Source organism: Companilactobacillus farciminis KCTC 3681 = DSM 20184, assembly GCF_002706745.1.
Classification (GTDB): Bacteria; Bacillota; Bacilli; order Lactobacillales; family Lactobacillaceae; genus Companilactobacillus; species Companilactobacillus farciminis.
The window spans coordinates 791,401-816,687 of the sequence record NZ_CP017702.1 but is presented as its reverse complement, the minus strand read 5'-3'; the positions used below and the strand labels follow the sequence as shown (position 1 = coordinate 816,687).

The following is a 25,287-nucleotide window of genomic DNA, read 5'->3' as shown; positions in this document are numbered from 1 at the left end:
GCTGTAACGTGGGAAAAATGACAAAAAAAAACCTTACTAGGATTATTTACTTCCTAATAAGGTCTAATTTTTTATTCCCAGCCTTCGATTTCTTTAGCAAATTCGGCTAGTTTCTTAGCAGCACCGTCTTCAGTGTCACTCTTAACGCCAATGTAGAACTTCATCTTAGGTTCAGTTCCTGATGGTCTAGCGGCAACCCAAGTGTCATCAGCTAGGACATATTTCAAAACGTTAGCCTTTGGTAGACCAGTTTCTTTAGTGCCTTCAGCTGTAACATCAGTGTTGTTTAAGTAATCGATTGATTCAACTACTTTAACGCCATTGATTGACTCAATTCCTTCTTCACGAAGTGTCTTCATAATTTGAGCCATCTTGTCTTTTCCAGAAATTCCTTCAAAAGTCTTAGAAATTGTCTTTTCACGATAATAACCAAATTCTTTATAAAGGTCTTCTAGAGCATCATAAATTGTCTTACCTTCTGATTCGTAATAAGCGGCTGCTTCAGCTAGTAACAAAGTTGATTGCATAGCGTCTTTATCACGAACGAAAGGTTTAACTAGATAACCGTAACTTTCTTCAAAACCAAAGAGGAATTCATGACTATTAGTTTTTTCAAATTGTTCGATTGTTTCAGCAATATATTTGAATCCTGTCAAAACATCAAACATCTTAACATCATATTTATTAGCAATTGCTGTTGCCAATTCTGAAGATACGATTGACTTAACTACTGCTCCATTAGCTGGTAAATCTTTCAAATCCTTCTTAGCCATCAAAAGGTAGTTCAAAAGAACTGAAGCAATTTGATTACCAGTCATTAATTTATAAGAACCATCCGGTTGTCTTACTGCGGCACCTAAACGATCAGCATCAGGATCAGTGGCAATTAAAATATTAGCACCAATCTTTTTACCACGTTCGATAGCCAAATCAAAAGTTTGAGCAAATTCCGGATTAGGGAATGGTGTTGTCGCAAACTCTGGATCAAGGATGGCTTGTTCTGTTACCATATTGAAATTCTTAAAGCCTAATTTTTGGAAGATTCTTGGAGCAATCATCTTACCTGTTCCGTGAAGTGGTGAATAGACAAATTTCATCTTATCGCCAATATCTTCGATCAATTTAGGATTTACGATTACTGTTTCAAGGTTTTTCATATAGTTCAAGTCGACGTCTTCACCAATCAAAGTCAACAACTTGTCAGCACGCAATTGAGGCACTGACATAACTTTGATGCTAAAGAGGTCGCTAGCTTTACGAGCAAAACTAGTAATATTGTCAGATTCAGCTGGAGGCATTTGTCCCCCATCTGGACCATAAATTTTGAAACCATTGTATTGCTTAGGATTGTGGCTTGCTGTAATCATAATTCCTGCATAAGTGTGCAAGCTTCTTACGGCAAAAGATAATTCCGGTGTTGGTCTCAAACTATCAAAGACGTAACTGTGGATTCCGTGAACACCCAAAACTTTAGCTGATTCGTAAGCAAAATCTTGTGAATAGTAACGAGAATCATAACTAATTGCTACACCTTGAGCCTTCACTTTTTCGTCCAAAGTGTCCATAAATGATGCTAGTCCTTCGGTAGCTTGACGAACCGTATAAATATTCATGCGGTTGATACCAGGTCCAATCAAACCACGCATACCTGCTGTACCGAACTCCATAGGTTCATAGAAAGCTTCTTCAGCTACTTTTGAGTCATCTTTCATCTCATTGAGCTGTTGTTTCATATCTGGATCTAAATCTTTATAGTCGAGCCATTGTTGCATATTATCTTGCCAAGACATTAAATTCGTCCTCCTAATTTGTAAGTACCTACAGCTATTATAGCAATCCTAAAGTACTATTAAAATTTGATTTACACAACTTTAACAATAAAAATTTAAAAGAGACTTAAAATTGTGTTTCAAATTTACAAATTAGTAAGTTTCACTACTGATGATTCTGTTGATATCCGTATTATAGTATCTAGCTAAAGCAATCAAAGTATCGATATCCGGCATTCTAATACCAGTTTCGTAGTGAGATAAGGTTGTAACATCAATATTTAAATGTTGAGCAACTTCCTTTTGAGTAACATTTTTTTCTCTTCTAAGGATTTTTAAGTTTTTTGCAATATTAAAACCGGATTCATTCATCAAACGATCCATATTATTATTTACTACTTCACGCATAAGAATCACTTCCTATCTTTTTATATACATTATACTATATGTTTAAACATGTACAAAATGGAACCACTTTTAGAAAATTTATTTTTCAAATATTAACCAATCGTTACAGTCCCAGATAATAAAAAGGGTTATGTAAAAGAGAACAATTCTCTTTTACATAACCCTCAATTATTTTTATAGAATGATTACTTAGCTGAAACTTCACTATCAGAAAGTTCTTGAATATAGTTGTAAGCTTGTTGTCCGGCAATACCACCTTCACCAACAGCGATAGCAACTTGACGCAAGTCTTTCTTTCTAACGTCACCTACAGCAAAGATTCCAGGAACCTTTGTTTCCATGTGTTCATTAGTATCGATCCAACCATCTTCATCAAGTACACCTAAGCCCTTGAATGGTTCAGTCATTGGTTTGATTCCAACATAGATAAAGGCACCCTTAGCTGGAACAACGTGTTCCTCACCAGTCTTCTTGTCAACGTAACGTACGCCAGAAACCTTGTCGTCTTCACTTGTGATTTCCTTGACGTCAGCATTCCAAACGAACTTGATCTTATCGTTCTTAAATGCACGGTCTTGCAAAATCTTTTGGGCACGTAATTGATCACGACGGTGAATAATTGTTACGGATTTAGCTAATTGTGTCAAATAGATACCTTCTTCAACGGCAGAATCGCCACCACCGATAACGGCAACGTCTTGTCCTTTGAAGAATGCACCATCACAGACAGCACAGTAAGAAACTCCACGACCTGATAATTCTTCTTCCCCAGGTACGCCAATCTTCTTATATTGTGAACCAGTAGCGATAATCAAAGCCTTTGTTTCATAATCGCCATCATCTGTATGGATGATTTTAACATTTCCTTTATCTTCAACTGATTCAACGGCACCATAACCAAAGTCAGCTCCAAATTGAGTTGATGATTGATACATCTTTTCACTTAGGTCTGGTCCTAAAATTGAATCAAAGCCAGGATAATTTTCGATTGCGGCGGTGTTATTCATTTGACCACCATAAATACCACGATCAAGAATCATTACTGACAAATTAGCACGTGAAGCGTATAAAGCAGCTGTTAAACCACCAGGTCCCGCACCAATAACTACTACATCATATGTTTTCATCGTCGAATTACCTCCTATTACTCAACAAATATTACCATTAATTTTCAACTTGGCAATTAAGTTGCTCACAATTCATTATACCAAGGTTGCTTTTGCTGCTTGCGTCGATAAATGAACAAACCAATTGCAACAATGAATAAAACTAACGATAAGACTTGTGAAACTCTAACTCCAGGAAGGATGTACAAACTATCAGTCCGCATCCCTTCGACAAAGAATCTAACTGCTGGATACCAAATTAAATAAGCTAAAAATACTTCTCCACGCTTAAAGAGGTGCTTTCTGTTTCTCAAGACTAAAATTAAAACTAAACCTATCAAGTTTCCAACTGATTCATATAAAAATGTCGGTTGGCGATAGGCTCCATTGATATACATTTGTTCAATAATAAAATGTGGCAAATGTAGTGATTGCAAAAAGTCCAAAGTCGTTTTAGCTCCAAAGGCTTCTTGATTCATGAAGTTACCCCAACGACCAACGATTTGGCCCAATAAGACTGATGGTGCTGCAATATCTAACATCAACCAAGGAGAAATATTTCTCTTTTTACACAAGACTAATAGCACAATAAAAGCTGCAATTAAACCACCATAAATGGCAATTCCCCCGTGCCAGATCTTAATAATTTCACTTGGATTAGCCAGATAAAATGGCAATTCAAAAATCACATAATACAAACGAGCACCAACTAAGGCAATCGGTACCCCATACAAGACTAAATCCAAAATATTATCCGGATCGAGATGACGTCTCTTGGCCTCACGCATCGCCATAATGACACCTACTAAAGCGCCTAAGGCAATGATGATTCCATACCAATGTACTTGTAATCCCCCCAGATTAAATGCAATTGGATTTAATGCTAATAGGTTAAAACTCATTACTTACCTTCTCCATCATTTTTTGTTTTGGCTTCATTTTCTTTGATCAACAAGCCTAAGTTATCCTCGAATTTCTTAGTAGCATCGTAGCCCATCTTCTTAGCACGATAGTTCATCGCTGCAACTTCAATGATGATAGAAATATTACGACCAACTTTAACCGGCACAGTAATTTGAGGAACATCAACGTCAAAGAAAGTTCGTTTGTCTTCCAAAGTTCCGATTCGATCGTAATTCTTATCAGCTGACCAATTTTCCAAGTTGATGATCAATTGAATTTCACTCTTAGAACGAACAGCACCGGCACCGAAGAGATTCATCACGTCGATAATTCCGATACCACGAATTTCTAGCAAGTGATTCAAAATCTTAGGAGCTTCACCAACGATAGTTTTTTCATCACGTTGATAAACATCAACACGATCATCAGCAATCAAACGGTGACCTCTCTTAACTAATTCCAAAGCCGTTTCACTTTTACCAATTCCAGAATGTCCAGTCAAAAGGATTCCAATACCATAAACATCGACCAAAACACCATGAATTGACTCTCTAGGTGCTAATTTCTCATCGAGGTACTCCGTAATCATACTAGAAAGTCTTGTTGTAGGTAAAGTCGAACCAATTACTGGTACGTTGTGTTCTTTAGCCGCTTGCAAGATTTCCTTACTAGGTTGGATGTTTCTAGAAATAAGCAATGCTGGCGTATCTTCACGACACAATTCCAACATGACCTTGTAACGATTGTTGCTTGTCATTGAACGTGAATAAGCTGATTCAGTTTGTCCAAATAATTGAATACGTTCACTAGGATAGTAATCAAAATAGCCCGTTAACTCAATTCCTGGACGGGAAATATCACTAGTAATAACTTTTTTATCTTTAAGGAGTTCTTCTCCGCTATAAACTTTTAATTCATTATCTTCTACTAATTGCGATACAGTCACAAAATTTGTCATAACCCAGCCTCACTAACTCATGTTTTACTCTAAGTTTATCATTAAATGGCACAAAAAAAACGCGTTCTAGACGCGTCTTTGAAAATTATCTCTCGTGTAATTATTAATAATAGAATAACAAATTGCTAAAATAACTGCGACGACTAATGCCGAACCGAAACCATTAAAATGAAAACTTGCTGATCCTACTAAAGCAGACGTCAGTTCCAAAGTAATAGCATTAATCACAAACGAAAATAATCCGAAAGTAATAAAAGTGATCGGCAATGAAATAATGTGCAACAGCGGCTTAATAGTTCCATTAAGAATTACTAACACCAAACTTGCTAAAATAGCCGTTCCTAAACTATCAATTTGAAACATTCCCGGTAAAATCCGCGCAATTGCTAAAAATAGCAACGTTTGGATTACCAGTCTGATTAATAACTTCATTGCATACCCTCATTTAATTAGTATTTAAATCAATAATATTTTTTGGGAGCCTTAGGCCGACGATATTTCTTTTTAAAGTCAGTTTCCTGAATATTGCGAGTCTCTGGAAATGAGAAGACGCAAACTACATAAACTAAAATCGTCAAAAAATATGTCAGCGGTGTTAAAAAAATAAACAAAAGGCGAATCCAAGTCGAGTCGATTCCAAAGTACTCACCTAATCCGCCGCAAACACCTGCAAGCATTCGATTTGTACTAGATCTCGTGATTCTATTCTTCATAAAATATCACCTCAACTCGTTCCAAAAATATTAAACATACGCTTATTCAGCAATATGCTTCCGATTCAGTTCTACCACATGTCCAGTGTTCAAGTAAACTACCCACTCACAAATATTAGTTGCATAGTCACCGACACGTTCCAAATAACTGGCTACTAACATGTATGATGAGCCACTCAAAACATTTTCAACCGTCTTTTGCATATCTTTGATACACAATTCGTTGATCATAGTACTCTTAGCGTCAATCTCAATATCGCGATGAGCAACTTCTTCAGCCATCTTGCTATCTCTTTTTAGATAAGCTTCAAGTGAATCTTCAACGATAGAAGTTGCCATATCGCCCATTTCAGCAATAACTTTTTCGATTTCTGGAATTCTGGTCTCACCTTTAACCCGAATTGTTTCTTGCGCAATACTTACAGCATGGTCACCCATTCGCTCTAAATCAGAACTTGCCTTTAATACTGTCACAATCATTCTCAAATCGGATGTCACAGGTTGTTGCAGAGCAATCATTTCAAAAGATTCTTTTTCCAGATCCATTTCACGTTTGTTGATCACATGGTCATGTTGAATTACATCTTTTGCCAAAGCCTTGTCATGATCTATATATGCTTTAACGGATTTCATAATGGCTTCACTCGCCATCATACCCATCTCTGAGAACCGTAAATGTAGATTATTTAATTGTTCTTCAAAAGTAGTACGCATTTTTCTTTTCTCCTAACCGAATTTTCCAGAAATATAATCCTCCGTCTGTTTTTCTTTCGGATTTAAGAAAATATTTCTAGTTTTATCCGCCTCAATTAATTCCCCATTTAGGAAGAAAGCGGTCTGATCTGATATTCTTGATGCCTGTTGCATATTGTGTGTAACGGTAATAATTGTGTAATCCTCACGTAAGCGAAGCATAGTATCCTCAACCTTGGATGAAGAAATTGGATCCAAAGCTGAAGTTGGTTCGTCTAATAAGATGATATCAGGTTTCACTGCTAAAACTCTAGCAATACATACTCTCTGTTGCTGACCACCGGATAATGACAAAGCACTTTGATGCAATTTATCTTTGACGTCATCCCAAACGGCAGCACTTTGCAAACTAGTCTCAACAGCTTCATCCAAAACAGCTTTGTCCTTCACGCCCGCAAGTCTTAGTCCATATACTACATTATCATATATTGAAAAAGGAAATGGATTTGGTTGTTGAAAAACCATTCCAACTTGTTTACGCAATTCAACCGTATCGATATTTGGTGCATAAATATTCTTACCGTTCAAACTAATAGTCCCTGTAATAGTTACATCAGGAATCAAATCGTTCATTCGGTTAAGACATCTAAGATAAGTCGATTTACCACATCCAGAAGGTCCAATCAAAGCTGTGATTTCATTTTTGTTGAAGTCTAGATTAATGCCTTTTAAGGCTTCTTTTTTACCATAAAATAAATGTACATCAGATGATGTTAAAATTTTTTCTGTCAATATGAGTGCTCCTATCCAAAGTGTCCAGAAACATAGTCTTCAGTCGTCTTAATCTTAGGACGCGTAAAGATTTTTCTAGTTTCATTAAATTCGACAGCATGTCCCATGTGGAAAAATGCTGTGTAATCGCTGATTCTAGCTGCTTGCTGCATGTTGTGCGTGACGATAATGATGGTAAATTTATCTTTCAAGCTCAACATTGTTTCCTCAACATTCGACGTTGATATTGGATCTAGCGCACTTGCGGGTTCATCCATCAATAAAATATCCGGTTTCATCGCAATGGCTCTAGCAATACAAAGTCTTTGTTGTTGACCCCCAGAGAGTGCTAATGCACTTTTGTTAAGATCATCTTTGACTTGGTCCCATAAAGAGGCTTGTTTCAAAGTTGTCTCAACGATTTCATCTAACTTTTCTTTGTCATGCAATCCATGACGTTTTAACGCAAAGGTAATGTTGTCATAAATCGATTTAGAAAACGGATTGGGACGTTGGAAAACCATTCCGATGTGTTTTCTAACTTCGTAAATATCGACATTGTCCTTATTAATATCCAAACCACGATACATGATCTGACCTTTAACACTAGCACTTGGCACTTCGTCATTCATTCGGTTCAAAGATCTTAAATAAGTCGATTTACCAGAACCTGAAGCACCAATCAAAGATGTGATCTTGTATCTTTCAAACTGAAGCGATGCCTTATGCATAGCCTCTTTCTCGCCATAAAAAACTTGTAGATCCTTAGTCTTCATGGCGATTTCATGTTTATCCTCGTCTAAATGAAGGATGTATTGTTGTTCATTTTGTTCAGTCATATTCTACTCACCCGTCATCTTTTTATAAACTAAATTGCCAATATATCTAGATAGAAGATTAAAGATCAAGACAGCAATAATCAACACTGCTGAAGCTCCGGCAGAAACTTGCACAGCATCAGGAATCAAACCTTCGGAGTTTACTTTCCAAATGTGCACGGCTAAAGTTTCCGCTGGTCTCATCAAATTCAATGGACTAGTGATACTGAAAATATTGAAATTAGTAAAGTCTAGTGGTGGAGCAGATTGACCAGCAGTATAAATCAAGGCCGCAGCTTCACCGAAGACTCTTCCGGCACCGATGATCATCCCAGTAATAATTCCGGGAAGTCCATCAGGGATAATAACGTGAATCACGGTTTCCCACTTTGACAGTCCTAAAGCAAGACCGGCTTCTCGTTGAGATTGAGGAACGGATTTCAAGGAATCTTCCACATTTCTCGTCAAGATTGGCAAGTTAAAGACAGTCAATGTCAAGGCACCAGAAAGGATTGAAAATCCAAACTTGAAACTAATTACAAAAATCAAGAATCCAAACAAACCAACGACAATTGATGGTAGAGAACTCAAGACTTCAATTGAAACTCGAATCAATTCCACGAATTTGTTTTTTCCGGCATATTCAGACAAATAAATTCCGGCACAAATTGAAATTGGAATTGAAATCAACATTGATAAAATCAATAGGAAAAACGAGTTGAATAATTGAATCCCGACACCACTACCAGCTTGGAAAGCTTTTGAGCCAGAGGTTAAGAAATGCCAGTTAACATATCTCAAACCACTACCTAAGATATAGATCAATAAACCTAGCAAGATTAAGACAATAATGCCTGACATCGCATAAATGACACCTGTAGCAATCTTGTCTTTGTTTTTCTCATTAAACACTAGAATTCACCTCGCTTAGCAATCGATCTGATGATGAAGTTGAAGAATAGAGACATCAACAACAATAGTAAAGCTAATGACCAAAGCGCATTGTTTGGCGTTGATCCCATAATGGTGTTACCCATATTCATCGTCAAGACACTAGTCAAAGTCGATGATGGAGATACTAAATTTTGTGGCAATAGCATGGCATTACCGATAACCATTTGAACAGCTAAAGCTTCACCAAAGGCTCTTGCCATACCAAAGACAACGGCCGTCAATAATCCTGGAGTAGCAGCTCGTAAAATAACCTTATGAATCGTTTGCCATCTAGTAGCCCCTAAAGCTAAAGAAGCTTCTCGATAATATCTTGGAACTGCTCTTAATGCATCGACTGACATCGAAGTAATCGTTGGCAAGATCATAACGAATAGAACAAATGATCCAGCTAAGATACCAAAACCACTACCACCAGCAATTTTTCTTACAAAAGGTACCACAATCGTCAAACCGATAAATCCATAAACAACTGAAGGGATACCTACTAATAATTCAATCACAGGTTGTAAAATTTTGCGCCCCCATTTAGGCGAAATTTCTGTCATAAACAAAGCAGCCGCAATCGCAAACGGCGTACCGATTAGAGCCGCAATCAAGGTTACTGCAAATGATCCGACAATCATCGGTGCAGCTCCTACAATTGGATGTCCAGCACTATCGAGCTTATTTGGAGCCCAAACAGAATGAGTTAGAAAATCAATTGGATTCACGCCGTCTTTAATAAAGATCAAAACCCCACGTGATGCGATAAAACCAATAATTGTAACCACTAATAAGACAATAACGGCAGTAAAACTGAAAGATATAATCTTACCGCGTGTTTCACGTTTAGCGGAAACAGACTTTTTCGTTAAGCTTTCTTTGATTGGATCTTTCAAATTACTTTACCCCCTTTGAAACGGGCGTAACATTGCCCTTATAATCCTTTTGATACTTCATTTCATTAATTGGAACATAGTTCATTTTCTTAACAACTTTATTTTGAATTTCATCTGTCATAATGAACTCAAGAAACTCTTTAGTCATAGCAGTTGGTTGACCATTCGTATACAAATGCTCGTATGACCAAATCTTCCACTTATTGTTTTCAATATTTTTAATCGTCGGCGCAATGCCATTGATATTGACAGTCTTAACCGCATCGTTTAAATAAGGCATAGCCAAATAACTGATTGAACCAGCCGTATTGTTGACGATTTGACGAACCATCCCGCTGGAATCTTGTTCTTGTGAGCGGACAAATGGTGCACCATTCATAACGTCACTTTCGAAGGCAGCTCTAGTCCCACTACCGTCAGCACGGTTGATAATCGTAATCTTCAAATCTTGACCACCAACTTGTTTCCAGTTAGTTATTTCACCAGAGAAAATCTCACGTAATTGCTTGATCGTCAGTGACTTAACTTTGACGTCTTTATTAACGATTGGAATCATTCCAACTGCAGCTATACGATGATCAACAAGTTTGCTAGCATCAATACCTTTTTTCTGTTCTGCATACAGATCAGAATTACCGATATTTACGGCACCTTGTTGAATCTGGCTGAGTCCTGTACCGGTTCCTCCACCTTGGACGTTAACGTATCTATTGGGGTTACTCTTTGAAAATTCTTCCCCCGCTAGTTCCACTAACGGTTGAGCAGCTGAAGAACCAACTGCTGTAATAGTCTCTTGGCTTGAAGTGCCTTTGCAACCACTCAAAACAAAAATAATTGGAATCATAATTGCAAATAATGCAACAAGTCTCTTTTTCAATGTTCTCACCTCTATCCGACTAGAATAATACACAATTGTATATTTTTTGTATAAAAAAAAGCTGTAACAAAATAAAATATTTTGTTGCAGCAATTTTATTAAAGTGGTACATCGACTGTAAACGTTGTCCCTAATCCCTTATTAGACTCGATTCTGATATCTCCGTCCAATGTATCAAGGGTCTCTTTAACGATAGCCAATCCTAACCCAGTTCCACCGGTTTCCAGACTTCTGGAACGATCAACTCGGTAAAATCTCTCAAAAATTCTACCTTGATCTTCTTCGGAGATTCCAATTCCGGTATCTTTGATCACGAATTTGATGCGATTTTCAATTTCATCGTGGTGAACTTCCAAATCAATCTCCCCATTTTCTTTATTGTAAGAAATAGCGTTCTTGATCAAGTTACGGAAGATGAGGTTGATTTTTTCTTTATTGATAGTTACTTCAGGGTTGCCGAAGTATTGTTGTTTAACGGTTAAATTGTGTTTCTTAATAGCAATTGACTGACAATCTAAAATTCTATCGATATCGTCATGCAAATTGATCGTATCAGCTTTTTGGGTGTCACGTTTGACCTTAGACAACGACAAGATATCTTGAATCAAATCTGACAAACGAACGCTTTCGCTGTGAATGATTTCCAAGAAATGCTCTAACTTCTTAGGATCATCTTTAGCACCGTTGAGCAGTGTCTCTGAGAAGCCTTCAATTGAAGTTACTGGTGTCTTCAATTCATGACTGACATTGTTAACGAAATCCACTTGCATGCGTTCTATCTGACGACTCTGTGTTAAATCGTACAAGATAACTAGGACTTGTTGTTCGTAGTCTTCTCGTGAGTGAACCAAACGAATAACATTGGCATCGACGAATTTTTGCGAATTACCAACTAATTGAATTTCACGATGGTGATTCTTATTTTTCTTCAATGTATGTTCAATCATTCGACTCAAGCTATAAGTCTTTACATCTTCAATGAATGGATGAATCTCATTAGAAATATTCTCGTCCAATAAGCTAGACATCGCTTGATTGTGCAATAAGACATCCCCTTGGGAATTCAACAGCATGACCCCAATTGGCAAATGTCCTACTAAACCACGAAAACGTCTCTCACGAAGTCTTACATCATCACGCAATTCATTGATATCCATACTGATCTTATTAGTTTGTTCAACCAAGCTGTACAATTCATCAGTTGGCGACAAAATCAAAGAAGACATTTCCTTATCTTTTCTAACTCGACGTAAATTCTCAGTCACATTTTGAATATCGGCACTCAATTGTTGACGTTTGCGGTAATAGAACAAAATTACTGAGTCAGTGATCAAGAAATACATCAACGTAACAATCACAAAAGTCATTGGACTTTGACTCCAAAAACGATTGTACGTCTTAGCTACAATGTGACGGCTTGAACTCGACATGAAATACATCGTTCTAGTGGAAAAAGTCTTATCCGTAACGTAATTCTTACCTGGTGTCGTACGACCGTTGTGGTACATGTCATAAGCCTTTTTTTGCATCGTCGTATTCTCTTGACTAGCATCGACATAATTCAAACCGGCAATTCTCGCTGCATCTGCGGGTTCGTGGTTTTTCTTGAGTTCTTTATAGGAGATGGTTTCTTCTGTAAACATATTGTTTTGAGAATCCGCCAAAATACTGTCGGAGAAAGTAACCAAAATCAAAAATATTGCAACAGAAATCAAAATGGCAACTATTGGTCCAATTCTTTTCTTCATATTGTCATACCTCTAAAATATAACCGAATCCATGCACGGTCTTTATTATTTGTGGGTTCTTTGTATCCTGTTCAATTTTATCACGAAGGTGGCTAATTTGAATATCGACCATTCTCATTTGTGAATTAGAGTTAATACCCCAGACATTATCGAAAATTTGTTCTCGAGAAACGACAATACCTTTGTTTCTAATCAAAAACTCCAATAGTTCGTATTCTTTTTTAGTTAGCGAGATTTCCTTGCCATCTAAAATAAGTCCTTTGACATCAGTATTCAATTCAAAGGTTTTACTCTTCTGCTCTCCTGAAGTTCGACGCAAAACTACTTCGATTCGAGCTAATAATTCCTTAATGCTAAAGGGTTTAGTGACGTAATCATCTGCACCACTGACTAACCCTTCAATCTTGTTATCTTCTGAATCTACAGCTGTTAAAAAAATAACTGGCGTTAGATTACCGGATTTACGCATTTTTTTCAAAACTTCAATTCCACTCATTTTGGGCAGCATTTGGTCTAATAGCATCAAATCAAAAGTTTGCTCATTCACTTTGTCAAAGGCTTCTTGACCGTCTTTTGCAGTGGATACTTGATAATCGTTACTTTCCAAGTTATATTCGATCAACTCTAAAATCGAAGGTTCATCATCGACAACTAAGATTTTTTTCTTCATTTTTATTTGGCTCCTTGTAATTTCCATTGGAGATAAGCATAAATAAATGGATCTAAATCACCATCCATAACGCCTTGACCATTGCTAGTGGAGTAATTTGAGCGATGATCTTTGACCATAGTATATGGATGAAATACATAAGAACGAATTTGTGAACCCCAACCAATATCTAGTTGTTCACCTTGAATCTCAGCATGTTTCTTAGCACGTTCTTCCTCTTCTCTTTGGAACAACTTAGCTTTCAACATGTTCATAGCTGTTTCTCTATTTTGCAATTGCGAACGTTGAGCTTGTGAACTGACGACGATTCCGGTTGGCAAATGAGTAATTCTAACCGCTGAAGAAGTCTTATTGATATGTTGACCACCAGCACCAGAGGATCTAAATACATCTACTCGTAAGTCATCATCATTAATATCAACGTGAATACTATCATCCAATTCAGGCATTACGTCAACTGATGCAAAAGAAGTGTGCCGACGACCAGCAGAATCGAACGGAGATATTCTAACTAATCGATGAACTCCTCGTTCAGAACGCAATAAGCCATAGGCATTCTTTCCACGGATCATCATAGAAACACTCTTGATTCCAGCTTCATCACCCGGCTGATAGTCTTCAATTTCAACAGAGAAATGGTGTTGCTCGGCCCATCTTTGATACATTCTCAAAAGCATTGAACCCCAATCTTGTGATTCGGTTCCACCAGCACCAGGATGAATTTCTAAGATTGCATTGTGAGAATCGTACGGTTCAGCTAATAACATCATTAACTCATAAGAACGCAACTTTTCGGCCAATTTAGACGAATCGTCTTCTAATTGTTGCATCAAATCGTCTTCTGGGTCTTCTTGATAAAGTTCGGCCAAAACTTGCAGATTTTCCAAACCTTCGCTTAATTCTTTAAAATTATCGAACTTATCTTTTAGAGAATTAGTTTCATCAATTAATTTTTGAGCTTTCTCATGATCATCCCAAAAACCATTCTCAGTCATCTGATGCTCATTATCAGCAATGCTTTCTTCAAGGTTCTCTAAGTCAAAGAGACCCCCTGAACTGCTTTATTTTGTCTTCCATCTCGGAAATTTTATTTTTAATTTCACCAAATTCCATAACGTCACCTATAAAAAAAGCCGGCCATTTGGCCCGCTTTTATCTTTCCATATTTTGTCTGATTTCGGCCTTCATGAATAGTCTTGTAACATCATATTCAATATCTGAAACCATTTCTTCAAACATACGATATCCTTCTTCTTGATACTCAACCAGAGGATTCAATTGTCCATAACCACGTAGACCAATTGATTGACGTAGTTGATCCATGGCATCGATATGATCAGTCCAATGTTCATCAACAACTCTAAGTATAACAACTTTTTCAAATTCTAGCATTTGTGAAGGATCACCAAGTTGTTGCTTCTTTTGTTCGTAATTCTTGTGAACAAAGTCCATCAAATACTTAACGATTTCTTCAGGTTTCTTAAGTTGTAAATCAACTACACTCATTTCCTTGTCGCTAACTAAAGCGGCTTTGGCAAAATCAGCGATAGCTTCTAGTTCCCAATCTTCTTCTTTTCCTTGAGTATGAACATCAACTTGTGCCTTGATAGTTCTTTCAATCATAGGAAGCAATACTCGATCAAGATCTTTGTCTTCGTTGATAACTTCCATACGCTCTTTATAGATAACTTCACGTTGTTCACGCATAACATCATCATATTGAAGAGTATTCTTACGTGTATCGTAGTTATTACCTTCAACACGTTTTTGAGCAGATTCAACTTGACGAGTCATCATCTTACTTTGGATAACAGCATCGTCATCTTCAATCTTCAAAGCCTTTAGAACACGCTTGATTCGATCAGAACCGAAACGCTTCATCAAGTCATCTTCTAGTGACATGTAGAATTGTGTTACACCAGGATCACCTTGACGACCAGAACGTCCACGCAACTGATTATCGATACGACGTGATTCGTGACGTTCAGTACCAATAACACATAGACCACCTAGTTCTCTAACGCCAGGTCCAAGTTTGATATCAGTACCACGACCAGCCATATTAGTAGCAATCGTAACGGCACCACGTTGACCAGCGTTCATAACGATTTCAGCTTCTTTGGCGTGGTTCTTCGCATTCAAGACAGCATGTGGAATACCTTCTTTATCCAATAACTTAGATAGGTATTCTGAAGATTCAACCGCAACAGTACCAACTAGTAGTGGTTGACCTTTGGCATGACGAGCTTTGATTTCACGAACAACTGCCGCAAACTTACTCTTCAATGTTGGATATAAGACATCTTCTTTATCGTCACGGATAACTGGTTTGTTAGTAGGAATTGAAATAACTTCCATGTTATAGATTTCTCTAAATTCTTCTGCTTCAGTCTTAGCAGTACCAGTCATACCAGCTAATTTGTCGTACATACGGAAGAAGTTTTGGTAAGTGATGTTGGCCATAGTCTTAGTTTCATCTTGGATCTCTACGCCTTCTTTAGCTTCAATAGCTTGGTGTAGTCCATCAGAATAACGACGACCATCCATTACACGACCAGTAAATTGATCAACGATTTTTACTTCGCCTTCTTGAACCACATAGTCGATGTTCAAACTCATAATGTAATTAGCACGCAAAGCTTGATCCAAATGGTGATTCAAAACGGTGTTATCAATATCATAAAGATTATCAAGACCGAAGTAATCTTCAGCTTTTCTAATTCCTGTTTCTGTCAAACTGATTGATTTAGTAGGCCAGTCGATCTTGTAATCATCTTTTTCAAGAGTTTTGGCAAAACGGTCAGCACGAACGTACATTGCAGTTGATTTTTCAGCCGCACCAGAAATGATCAAAGGAGTTCTTGCCTCATCAATTAAGATTGAATCAACTTCATCGACGATAGCATAGTGAAGTGGTCTTTGAACCATTTGTTCTTTGTAAACAACCATGTTGTCACGCAAATAATCAAAACCAAGTTCACTGTTAGTTGAATAAGTAATGTCACAGTTATAGGCATCACGTTTTTCTTCAGAACTCATACTGTTGATGTTTAAACCAACTGTTAAACCTAGCCAATTGTACAATTCACCCATTTGCTTAGCATCACGGCCAGACAAGTATTCGTTAACTGTAACAACGTGTACACCTTTACCTTCAAGGGCATTCAAGTATACAGGCAATGTAGCTGTCAAAGTTTTACCTTCACCAGTTTTCATTTCAGCAATATTACCTTCATGCAAAGTAATACCACCAATCAATTGAACTCTAAATGGATAGAGTCCTAAAACTCTTTTAGCACCTTCACGGGCAGTAGCAAAAGCTTCAGGTAAAATATCATCTAGTGTTTCACCTTTAGCTAGTCTTTCTTTGAATTGTGGAGTCTTAGCTTTTAGATCGTCATCTGATAGCTTGCTGTATTCATCAGCGTAGCTTTCAATCTTATCGGCAATCTTGCCCATACGTTTGACTTCTCTTTTATCACTTTCGACCCATTTTCTTAGTGGATTTGCCATATTAATATATCTCTCCTAAGTGTTATAAACATACTCTTAATAGTAGCATTAATTTTTAAACTTTTAAACTTAATATCAATTAAACAGACTTTTCAGGATTACAATGATACACCATTTATGGACCTTTTTGTGTTAAGAAAGCTTTACAATTCAACTGAAGGCAACAAAAAAGCCGAGATGTCAATTCACCTCAGCTTAAAAATTATTTTTATTCGTTAGTTTCAATTAGACCATATTTACCATCGTTACGTTTATAAACGATGCTTGCCCCATTTGTTTCTGAATCCTCAAAGATAAAGAATTCATGGCCTAACATTTCCATTTGTAGAACAGCTTCTTCAGCATCCATTGGTTTCAATGATAAACGCTTTGTTCTAACAATTTGTGATTTGTCCTCTTCTGTATCCTTTGGTGTAATGTCATCTAAAGGAAGATCCTTCAAACTGCCGCCCTCGCGACTCTTGCGATTTACACGTGTCTTGAATTTCTTTACTTGTCTTTCTAGCTTGTCGACAACTAAATCGATTCCGGCATACAAATCATCATTTACTTCCTCAGCTCTCAATGTGATGTATGGTAGTGGAATTGTTACTTCAACCTTTGTACCTTTTGAAGGGTATGTTTTCAAGTTTACATGAGCAATTGGGTTGCTTCCATCACTAAAGTATTTTTCCATTTTGGAAAGTCTTTTTTCGACATATTCGCGAATTGATGAAGTTACTTCGATATTTTCACCACGTACATTAATAGTTAACATAATAATCTCTCCTTCCGACGATAGGAAATTAAAGAGTGTCCTTACATCTCTTTAATGTAATTATAATATTCTTACGCCTATATGACAACGTTTTCACTACCTAGATAATGAAAATGTTGAAATATTCGTAAAGCCAGCTTGCAAAAACATATCATGACTATGCATTAAAGTCCGTCCAGTCGTATAGATATCATCTAGTATCAAGATACTTTGATTTCTTTGAATCTGTTCTAATGCTGGTAAAGGATAAAAAGTCTGTGGAGTCTGCAGCCTCTCCAAACGATTTTTTTGTGCTTGTGGTTTGTCAGCATCTACTTTTGCAAAAAGTTTTTTCAAATCAAAAATATCTTTATATAATTCATAAACTGGATCAAAACCTCGGGCTTGAAGATGACTCGGGCTAGCAGGAATGTATGTAACTACATCAAAAGAGTGTTGCAAAGACCATCTCTTTATATCTTGATAAAATAATCGTGCTAACAAGACATCTCCATATCTCTTATACAGCTTGAAGTAGCTGTGTATGAACTGATTATACTCGAACAAAGCTTGATGGCAATTGATTATCCGATATTTCTTTTCCCACATCAGACAATCGCGACAAATTGTCCCAATATCGGGCTTATCACAACGTGGACAGTTATTGCGTCCTATTAGTGGTGCCAGCTGACTTCGACATAGTTGACAAATATAATTTGGTATCTTAGCTTTAAACAAAAATATTTCTGATATTTTTAAATTATTATTTATTTCCAAACCACAATTAAGGCATTTCATTTCTTAGCCTGCCAATTTAAGTATTTGATTTCTCTACAAGCCAAACGAATCTGTTCTGTATAGTATTGATAGTAAAAATGAACTTCATCGTCGTAGGAATCCTTTCCTCGTCCAGCCCGTCCAGCTATTTGAATCAAAGTCGTCTTGGTAAATTCTTTTGCCTGTGCTTCTAAAACTATCACGGTAATTTTTTTGAAAGTAACTCCTCGCTCCAAAATTGTCGTTGTCAAAATTGCTTGAACCTTTTGGTCACGAAATTGTTGAACTTTTTCCAAACGTTGTTTATCCTTGGAACTCACATCGACAAAGGTTAATGTTGGATATAATTTCTTTAATTGTTTCGCAAAGGATTTCATAATTGGAATTTGTGGAAAAAATAACATAAAACGTTGTTTATTATGAATCATTTGATTTATTTTATAACGCAGTTGTGGATTAATACCTAAAAAATTTATTTTTTTGAATAATAAATGACACTGTGGCTCTGGGAGTGGATGACCGTGAAATCTTTGATACAATTTACTCAAGGTGATCTTTTCTTGGCGGACATCCTGCAATAATTCTTTGGGTGGCGTGGCTGACAAATAAACGATCATACCGTCAGTTTTTTTAGCTTTATAGATGGCCTTATGAAGCATTTCATTACCTGCCAAGGGATACGAATCCACTTCATCGATTATCAAAACGTCAAAACCTTGCTCAAAACGGATCAACTGATGAACTGTCATAATGGCAATTTGCGTCAAATGATACTTCTCCGCACTTTTACCGTGAAAAAGACCTACTGAAGTATTAGGAAAAACTGCTTGGATCCGTGGAAACAATTCAATACAAACATCAACTCGAGGTGAACACATCGCTACTCGCTGGCCTGCTATTAACACTTGCTCAATCAAAGGAAAAATCATTTCCATTTTGCCAGCACCAGTTACTGCCCAAACTAAATGATCTTGTTTATTTTGAAAAGCAATTAAAAGCTCTCTAACGCCTTTTCGTTGATTTGCAGTTAATTGTCCATTCCATTGCAGATATTGATTCTGAGCTGGATAAGAGATGTCTGTCGGGGTAATTATCAGCTTATCGTCTACCTGAATTTTTCCTAAATTAATGCAATGCCGACAGTACTGAAAATCAATTGGCAATTTTTTGATTCCCATCAGGCAACGTCGACAAAATAATTTATTGTCCTTTCTAAAAGTTGCATCACATAACTTACCACCTAGTGTTTGTAACTCGTTTAAGTCTTCATTATTCAAACTAGTCGTATTGAGTACACGACCACCTAAGTATTCATTTATTTTATTCATACAAAAAATTACGCAAAGGAGTCACTATTTTTGGAAAATTATAAAACAATCGCCCAAACTGGCAGTCACGAAAAAGATATCAAAAAATCACGTTTCATCGCCCACATTGCACAAGTCTTTTCTGAAGCCGAGGCCAATGAATTTATCAAAAAAATTCGTCAACAAGAAGCGGGTGCTACTCACAACTGTACAGCCTTTATCGTCAAAGAAAATGTCCTGATCGAACGGATGTCTGATGATGGTGAACCTAGTGGTACTGCCGGTTCTCCTATCTTGAATGTTCTTCAGCAACAAAACTTACAAAATGTGGCTGTTGTCGTCACAAGATACTTCGGTGGTATTAAATTAGGTGCTGGTGGCTTAATCAGAGCCTACTCTTCAACCACTGCTGAAGCAGTCAAAGAAATTGGATTAGTCGAAAATCGCATTCAACAAGGTTTTGAATTAACAATTCCTTATCATTTGTTCGACAAGTTTGATAACTACGCTAAAAATGAGAAAATCAATTTGGAAAACAATCAATTCACAGCTGACGTTAAATGCGAAATATATTTGGATTTGAACATTGTTGAAGAAGCTGTTCAAAACATCAAAGACTTATTCCAAAATCAAATTCAACTAAAAGAAACTCAAAAGACTTACAAACAAGTTCCAATTGAAGCCAACTAAAAATCCGATTCGAGTAAATTTCGAATCGGATTTTTTTAATATTTTCCTGTTTGAACGGTAAAAACTGGACTGTCATTACCCTTTCCTTGATAATCCTTTTGACCTTCTTTGTACATCTGATACATTTGTCGATATTCACTATAATCTTGGAACATATTATTTCGAATAGACTTAGGTATCGAATCCCAATCGACAAAGTTAATTTTTGAAACGTAACTACCGCGATGTCTTACCATTGCATAAGTTTTGTCCTTAGGTGCCAAGCCACCGTAAAAAGTCAAAAACGATGAATTTCCCCAAGCATCATCAGTCACGACCATATTTTTGTATGGTGAACCTAAAATCTTTTTGGTTTTACCATGAGAATCCTTCATGGTCTCATAATCCGAAGCAATGGCAGTCTTTTCAGTCGGCAAAGCTGCATAACCTATTTTAGTTTCTAACAGAGGGTTAAATCGGTCAACCGTAGCATTTTTGTATTGATACGTTGATAGAAAAAATCCACCACCTATCAAGATGACTCCCACCACTAAAACAGCAATCAACCATTTTTTGTAAACTCGCTTTAACTTTAAATCCTTATCAATTTTCTCCACCGTTTCAAAGTCTCCTTTTAAAAATTCATCTAAGGAAATTTCCAAAATGGAGCTTAAATTGATCAACAACGAAATATCCGGATAAGTTCTCCCCGTTTCCCAACTTGAGATCGTCTTGTCGGAAACATTTAATTTCAAGGCTAATTCTCGTTGCGTTAAATTCTTTTGCTTGCGATACTTCTTTAATTGTTCACTTAATTCCATTTTGAATTCTCCTCGGTTTCAATTTAAAGGGATATAAGTATATATACTACCTACAAGCGGTGGAACTCAATCTTTATCGGGTCTTTGATTTGTGGAAATACTCTAGAGACAAAAAAAGCAGGCGCTATAACGGCGCTTGCTAATCTTTCTTTTCCATTCGTTTAACAAATCTTTGAATTGCTCGTAACAATGGCTGGCGATCATCACCAAGTAATCCAATCGATTCAATAAATAATTCCAAACCAATCAAAACGCCTATCGTCAATAAAATACTTCCCCACAAGGTTGATAGTGGATAAAGCAATGATATAAAGGCGAAAACTAATGATAATCCATAAATTACCAAAACAGTTTGACGATGCGACAATCCCAATTGCATCAAACGGTGGTGCAAATGGTGCTTATCAGCTTGCATAATTGGCTTTTTATTCAATAATCTTCTTAAAATTGCATAAACAGTATCTGTAATTGGCACACCCATAATAACGACTGGCATCAGCAAACTAATAAAAGTTACGTTTTTTAATCCCTTTAAAGAGAATACCGCCATCATAAAACCAATAAAGAGTGAACCAGTATCACCTAGAAAAATACTGGCCGGATGGAAATTATGAGGCAAGAAACCAATCAATGCCGCTACCATCGCAAAAATCCAAATTGCTACGTAGACGTTAGTCATATTCAAGAAGAAATATGCCATAACTCCCATAGTAAACAGCGCAATGATTGAAACCCCCGTCGCCAAACCATCCAGTCCATCAATTAAGTTGACCGCATTAGTGATGGCAATAATCCAAATGATAGTAATTGGCAAACTCCACCAACCCAATTGGAATGAGCCAAAAATCGGTAACGTGACCTCATTCATTCTGATTCCAGCTAAGAAGTAAATCACTAAAGCAGCAGCCAGTATTCCAGCCAACTTGGCCTTAGGTGATAATTCTCTGATATCATCAATGATCCCCGTCAAAATAATGATACATTCAGCTAAGAAAACGCTAAACAACTCATGAGTAGGAAATTGTTCGCGCAATAACACAAACGTCGAGAAATTAAACGCAATAAAAATAGCCAGTCCACCCATCGTGGGCATTGGCTTAATATTTACTCGCCGAGCATTTGGTTTATCCACAGCTCCTAAAATATAGGCTAATTTCACTACGAAAGGAGTTATTGCAGCCGATAGGATCATCGTCAAAAATAATTTTACTATTACATTAAACATAACCGACATTTTAGAAAAACTCACTTTCCATTAATAGAACAATTATACAATACCAGACCCACAATCTAAAAGAAAATAAAAAAAGAGCGTATCTTTTGATACACCCCTCAATAATTATTATTTTGCTAATTCAACTTTTCTGACTTCACGAACAACTGTAACTTTAATATGTCCTGGATATTCAAGGTTATCTTCAATCTCACCTTTAATATCTCGAGCCAAAATTGCAGCTTGGTCGTCAGAAATTTGTTCAGGTTTGACCATGACACGAATCTCGTGACCAGCCTGAATGGCATAACTGTGATCAACACCTTCATGCTTATCGGAAATTTCTTCCAATTTTTCAAGACGGTGAATGTAATTTTCCATCGATTCTGATCTAGCACCAGGACGCGATGCGGAAATTGCATCAGCCGCTGCAACGATTGTTGCAATTAATGATGTTGGTTCAACATCCCCATGATGTGAAGCAATCGTATTAACGACTACTTCTGGCTCTTTATACTTAGTTGCGATATCCACACCTATTTCTACGTGGGAACCGTCAACTTCACGATCGATAGCTTTACCGATATCGTGTAATAAACCTGCTCGTTTTGCTAACATAACATCTTCACCCAATTCTGAAGCCATTACAGCGGATAATTTAGCGACTTCAATTGAGTGATTCAAAACATTTTGACCATAACTTGTACGATATTCCATACGTCCAATAATCTTGATTAAATCAGGATTCATCGAGCTGATGCCCAAACTATAAACCGTTTGTTCACCGACTTCACGAATGTGATCATCCATTTCTTTTCTAGCTTTATCGACCATTTCTTCGATACGAGCTGGATGAATTCTTCCATCTTCAATCAATTTCTCCAAGGCCATACGAGCAATTTCTCGTCTGACCGGATCATAAGCACTTAATGCAACTGCTTCTGGAGTATCGTCAATTATCAAGTCAACCCCCGTTAACGCTTCGATAGTCCGGATATTTCTACCCTCGCGACCGATGATTCTCCCCTTCATGTCTTCATTAGGCAATGTAACGGTTGTAACGGTCGATTCTGAGACAGTATCAGCTGCACTTCTTTGAATTGCCGCAACGATCAAAGCTTTAGCATCCTTTTCTGAAGTTTGCTTAGCTTGTTCGTCACTTTCCTTAATCATTTTGGCACGTTCATGAACCAATTCTTTATTTAATTTATCAAGAATGATTTTTCTCGCTTGTTCACGAGTCAAGTTACTTACTCTTACCAGCTCCGCTTGCTGTTCTTCAAGAGTTTTAGTCAATTGTTTAGCTTTTTCATCAAGTTTTTGTTGGCGCGCTGTAAGATTATTCTCATTATGCTCGATATTGTCCTCACGTTTTTCAAGCGTTTGGTCTTTTTTATCCAAAATGTCTTGTCTTTCAAGCACACGATTCTCTTGTTTCTGAATATCTTTACGACGTTCCTTCAATTCATCTTCTTGTTTCTCACGATATTGATGAATTTCATCTTTTGCTTCAAGCAATGTTTCTTTCTTCAAAGACTTAGCGGCCTTTTTAGCATCAGAAACAATGTCTTCAGCAGTTTGTTTAGCTTGTGAAAGTTTTTTCTCATAGGAGTCTTTACAGAGAGCATATCCGAAAAGGACACCCACAATTAATGTTACTAGAGCGAAAGAGAAGGTTATGATAGCAGGATACATGCCATCACCTCCATATTTGCTTTTAAAAATGTGTTTGTAAAAATTTTAAATGTTGCAGATTATTACATACAACTTAATATTATAGAATAAATATCGCCTGTCAACCAACTAAAAAGAAAAAAAGAGACACAATTGGCCTCTTTCTCTTATTTATTTTCTTTTTTATCAGTGTCGAGATTCAAATCTAGAGCTTCGTCACCTTTTTTGGTCGACTTCTCATCTTTTTTTGAATCTTTACTCTTATCGTCTTTGGCATCGTCAGAAGTTTCTTCATCCTCTGGCTTGCCATCCATACCATAAGCGGCACGAACCTTTTGCTTGATTTCTTCCATCTTGTCAGGATTATTTGCTAGATAAGTCTTGGCATTTTCACGACCTTGGCCGATTCGTTCATCACCGTATGAGTACCATGAACCACTCTTATCGATAATGTCCTTATCAACAGCCATGTCGACTAACTCACCAGTTTGAGAAATACCATGACCATACATAATATCTACCAAAGCAATCTTGAATGGTGGAGCAACCTTGTTCTTAACAACTTTGATCTTAGTACGGTTACCAATTACATCTGTACCGTCTTTAATCTGTTCAGCACGACGTACTTCTAGTCTAATCGTTGAATAAAACTTCAAAGCACGACCACCAGGAGTAGTTTCTGGATTACCGAACATAATACCAACTTTTTCACGGATTTGATTAATGAAAAGTGCAATCGTCTTAGTCTTGTTGATTGAACCAGACAATTTACGCAAAGCTTGTGACATCAATCGAGCTTGAAGACCAACGTGGGAATCTCCCATTTCACCTTCAATTTCAGCACGTGGAACCAAAGCAGCAACTGAATCGACAACGACGATATCGACCGCACCACTAGATACCAAAGCATCAGCAATCTCTAATCCTTGTTCACCTGTATCGGGTTGTGACAACAATAGGTCATCAATATTAACACCCAAGGCAGTTGCATAAGCGGGGTCCATGGCATTTTCAGCATCAATATATGCTGCAGTACCACCTTGCTTTTGAACTTCAGCAACGGCATGTAATGCAACGGTTGTTTTACCAGAACTTTCAGGTCCATAAATTTCTACGATTCTTCCGCGTGGGAAGCCACCGACACCCAATGCATTATCAAGTGCAAGTGAACCACTAGAAACAGTTGAGATCTGAGTATTTAAATCGTCACCCATTCTCATAATGGCACCCTTACCAAAATCCTTTTCAATCTTCTTTAAGGCTACATCCAAAGCCTTTTGTCGTTCATCTTTAGCCAAATTGCTTTCCTCC

At 37.1% G+C, this 25,287-nt stretch carries 25 protein-coding genes; 1 reads left to right on the top strand and 24 read right to left on the bottom strand.

Annotated elements, in window-relative coordinates; all coding sequences use genetic code 11:
• Positions 1–71: 71 nt before the first annotated feature.
• The 20 genes from LF20184_RS03855 to LF20184_RS03760 form a co-directional block, all read right to left on the bottom strand.
• Positions 72–1,790: a phospho-sugar mutase gene (locus tag LF20184_RS03855; protein WP_010020525.1), complete on the bottom strand. Its 1,719-nt coding sequence runs from the start codon at positions 1,788–1,790 to the stop codon at positions 72–74.
• 132 nt (positions 1,791–1,922) lie between these two features.
• Positions 1,923–2,177, bottom strand: coding sequence for a helix-turn-helix domain-containing protein (locus LF20184_RS03850; RefSeq protein WP_010020526.1), 255 nt, complete (start codon positions 2,175–2,177; stop codon positions 1,923–1,925).
• 185 nt (positions 2,178–2,362) lie between these two features.
• On the bottom strand, positions 2,363–3,304 hold the full coding sequence (gene trxB / locus LF20184_RS03845) for a thioredoxin-disulfide reductase (RefSeq protein WP_010020527.1): 942 nt from the start codon (positions 3,302–3,304) through the stop codon (positions 2,363–2,365).
• Between the two features lie 65 nt (positions 3,305–3,369).
• Complete coding sequence (gene lgt / locus LF20184_RS03840; RefSeq protein WP_010020528.1) at positions 3,370–4,185, bottom strand: prolipoprotein diacylglyceryl transferase; 816 nt, start codon at positions 4,183–4,185, stop codon at positions 3,370–3,372.
• Positions 4,185–5,144, bottom strand: coding sequence for an HPr(Ser) kinase/phosphatase (gene hprK / locus LF20184_RS03835; RefSeq protein ID WP_010020530.1), 960 nt, complete (start codon positions 5,142–5,144; stop codon positions 4,185–4,187). Before hprK ends, lgt begins: the two co-directional genes overlap by 1 nt.
• A 66-nt stretch (positions 5,145–5,210) precedes the next feature.
• On the bottom strand, positions 5,211–5,576 hold the full coding sequence (locus tag LF20184_RS03830) for a phage holin family protein (protein WP_010020531.1): 366 nt from the start codon (positions 5,574–5,576) through the stop codon (positions 5,211–5,213).
• Between the two features lie 29 nt (positions 5,577–5,605).
• Positions 5,606–5,857 carry a PspC domain-containing protein gene (locus tag LF20184_RS03825; protein WP_056945183.1) on the bottom strand — a complete coding sequence of 84 codons (252 nt, stop codon included), beginning with the start codon at positions 5,855–5,857 and terminating at the stop codon, positions 5,606–5,608.
• A gap of 42 nt (positions 5,858–5,899) precedes the next feature.
• Positions 5,900–6,571: a phosphate signaling complex protein PhoU gene (phoU, locus tag LF20184_RS03820; protein WP_010020534.1), complete on the bottom strand. Its 672-nt coding sequence runs from the start codon at positions 6,569–6,571 to the stop codon at positions 5,900–5,902.
• Positions 6,572–6,583: 12 nt separating this feature from the next.
• Positions 6,584–7,342 (bottom strand): phosphate ABC transporter ATP-binding protein PstB, encoded by a 759-nt coding sequence (gene pstB / locus LF20184_RS03815; protein WP_010020535.1) that lies wholly within the window; start codon positions 7,340–7,342, stop codon positions 6,584–6,586.
• 11 nt (positions 7,343–7,353) lie between these two features.
• Positions 7,354–8,160, bottom strand: coding sequence for a phosphate ABC transporter ATP-binding protein PstB (pstB, locus tag LF20184_RS03810; protein WP_010020536.1), 807 nt, complete (start codon positions 8,158–8,160; stop codon positions 7,354–7,356).
• Between the two features lie 3 nt (positions 8,161–8,163).
• Positions 8,164–9,051: a phosphate ABC transporter permease PstA gene (gene pstA / locus LF20184_RS03805; protein ID WP_010020538.1), complete on the bottom strand. Its 888-nt coding sequence runs from the start codon at positions 9,049–9,051 to the stop codon at positions 8,164–8,166.
• Positions 9,051–9,971, bottom strand: a complete 921-nt coding sequence (gene pstC, locus LF20184_RS03800; RefSeq protein ID WP_010020539.1) for a phosphate ABC transporter permease subunit PstC — start codon at positions 9,969–9,971, stop codon at positions 9,051–9,053. Before pstC ends, pstA begins: the two co-directional genes overlap by 1 nt.
• Position 9,972: 1 nt before the next feature.
• The gene (locus LF20184_RS03795; RefSeq protein WP_010020541.1) at positions 9,973–10,848 is read right to left on the bottom strand and encodes a phosphate ABC transporter substrate-binding protein PstS family protein; all 876 of its coding nucleotides are present in this window, start codon (positions 10,846–10,848) and stop codon (positions 9,973–9,975) included.
• Positions 10,849–10,946: 98 nt separating this feature from the next.
• Positions 10,947–12,596 (bottom strand): sensor histidine kinase, encoded by a 1,650-nt coding sequence (locus tag LF20184_RS03790; RefSeq protein ID WP_010020542.1) that lies wholly within the window; start codon positions 12,594–12,596, stop codon positions 10,947–10,949.
• A 4-nt stretch (positions 12,597–12,600) separates the two neighbouring features.
• Positions 12,601–13,266 carry a response regulator transcription factor gene (locus tag LF20184_RS03785; RefSeq protein WP_010020543.1) on the bottom strand — a complete coding sequence of 222 codons (666 nt, stop codon included), beginning with the start codon at positions 13,264–13,266 and terminating at the stop codon, positions 12,601–12,603.
• Between the two features lie 2 nt (positions 13,267–13,268).
• A protein-coding gene (gene prfB, locus LF20184_RS03780) for a peptide chain release factor 2 (protein WP_235699482.1) occupies positions 13,269–14,379 on the bottom strand; the annotation gives its coding sequence in 2 pieces (ribosomal slippage) (positions 13,269–14,306 and positions 14,308–14,379; 1,110 coding nt in all).
• 39 nt (positions 14,380–14,418) lie between these two features.
• Positions 14,419–16,779 carry a preprotein translocase subunit SecA gene (gene secA, locus LF20184_RS03775; RefSeq protein ID WP_010020546.1) on the bottom strand — a complete coding sequence of 787 codons (2,361 nt, stop codon included), beginning with the start codon at positions 16,777–16,779 and terminating at the stop codon, positions 14,419–14,421.
• Positions 16,780–16,987: 208 nt separating this feature from the next.
• On the bottom strand, positions 16,988–17,536 hold the full coding sequence (gene hpf / locus LF20184_RS03770; protein ID WP_010020547.1) for a ribosome hibernation-promoting factor, HPF/YfiA family: 549 nt from the start codon (positions 17,534–17,536) through the stop codon (positions 16,988–16,990).
• 96 nt (positions 17,537–17,632) lie between these two features.
• Entirely contained in the window at positions 17,633–18,019 is a 387-nt protein-coding gene (locus LF20184_RS12690; RefSeq protein WP_133278259.1) for a ComF family protein, read from the bottom strand.
• Between the two features lie 290 nt (positions 18,020–18,309).
• The gene (locus tag LF20184_RS03760) at positions 18,310–19,620 is read right to left on the bottom strand and encodes a DNA/RNA helicase (protein ID WP_010020550.1); all 1,311 of its coding nucleotides are present in this window, start codon (positions 19,618–19,620) and stop codon (positions 18,310–18,312) included.
• A 30-nt stretch (positions 19,621–19,650) separates the two neighbouring features.
• Here LF20184_RS03760 and LF20184_RS03755 point away from each other — a divergent pair, with 30 nt between their 5' ends.
• Positions 19,651–20,289 (top strand): YigZ family protein, encoded by a 639-nt coding sequence (locus LF20184_RS03755; protein WP_010020551.1) that lies wholly within the window; start codon positions 19,651–19,653, stop codon positions 20,287–20,289.
• Between the two features lie 35 nt (positions 20,290–20,324).
• Here the strand turns inward: LF20184_RS03755 and LF20184_RS03750 are convergent, their stop codons facing one another.
• The 4 genes from LF20184_RS03750 to recA form a co-directional block, all read right to left on the bottom strand.
• Positions 20,325–21,089: a helix-turn-helix domain-containing protein gene (locus LF20184_RS03750; protein WP_010020552.1), complete on the bottom strand. Its 765-nt coding sequence runs from the start codon at positions 21,087–21,089 to the stop codon at positions 20,325–20,327.
• 139 nt (positions 21,090–21,228) lie between these two features.
• Positions 21,229–22,314 (bottom strand): glycosyltransferase family 4 protein, encoded by a 1,086-nt coding sequence (locus LF20184_RS03745; RefSeq protein WP_029606563.1) that lies wholly within the window; start codon positions 22,312–22,314, stop codon positions 21,229–21,231.
• A 117-nt stretch (positions 22,315–22,431) separates the two neighbouring features.
• Positions 22,432–23,997 (bottom strand): ribonuclease Y, encoded by a 1,566-nt coding sequence (gene rny / locus LF20184_RS03740; RefSeq protein ID WP_010020554.1) that lies wholly within the window; start codon positions 23,995–23,997, stop codon positions 22,432–22,434.
• A 146-nt stretch (positions 23,998–24,143) separates the two neighbouring features.
• Positions 24,144–25,274, bottom strand: a complete 1,131-nt coding sequence (gene recA, locus LF20184_RS03735) for a recombinase RecA (RefSeq protein WP_010020556.1) — start codon at positions 25,272–25,274, stop codon at positions 24,144–24,146.
• Between the last annotated feature and the right edge of the window lie 13 nt (positions 25,275–25,287).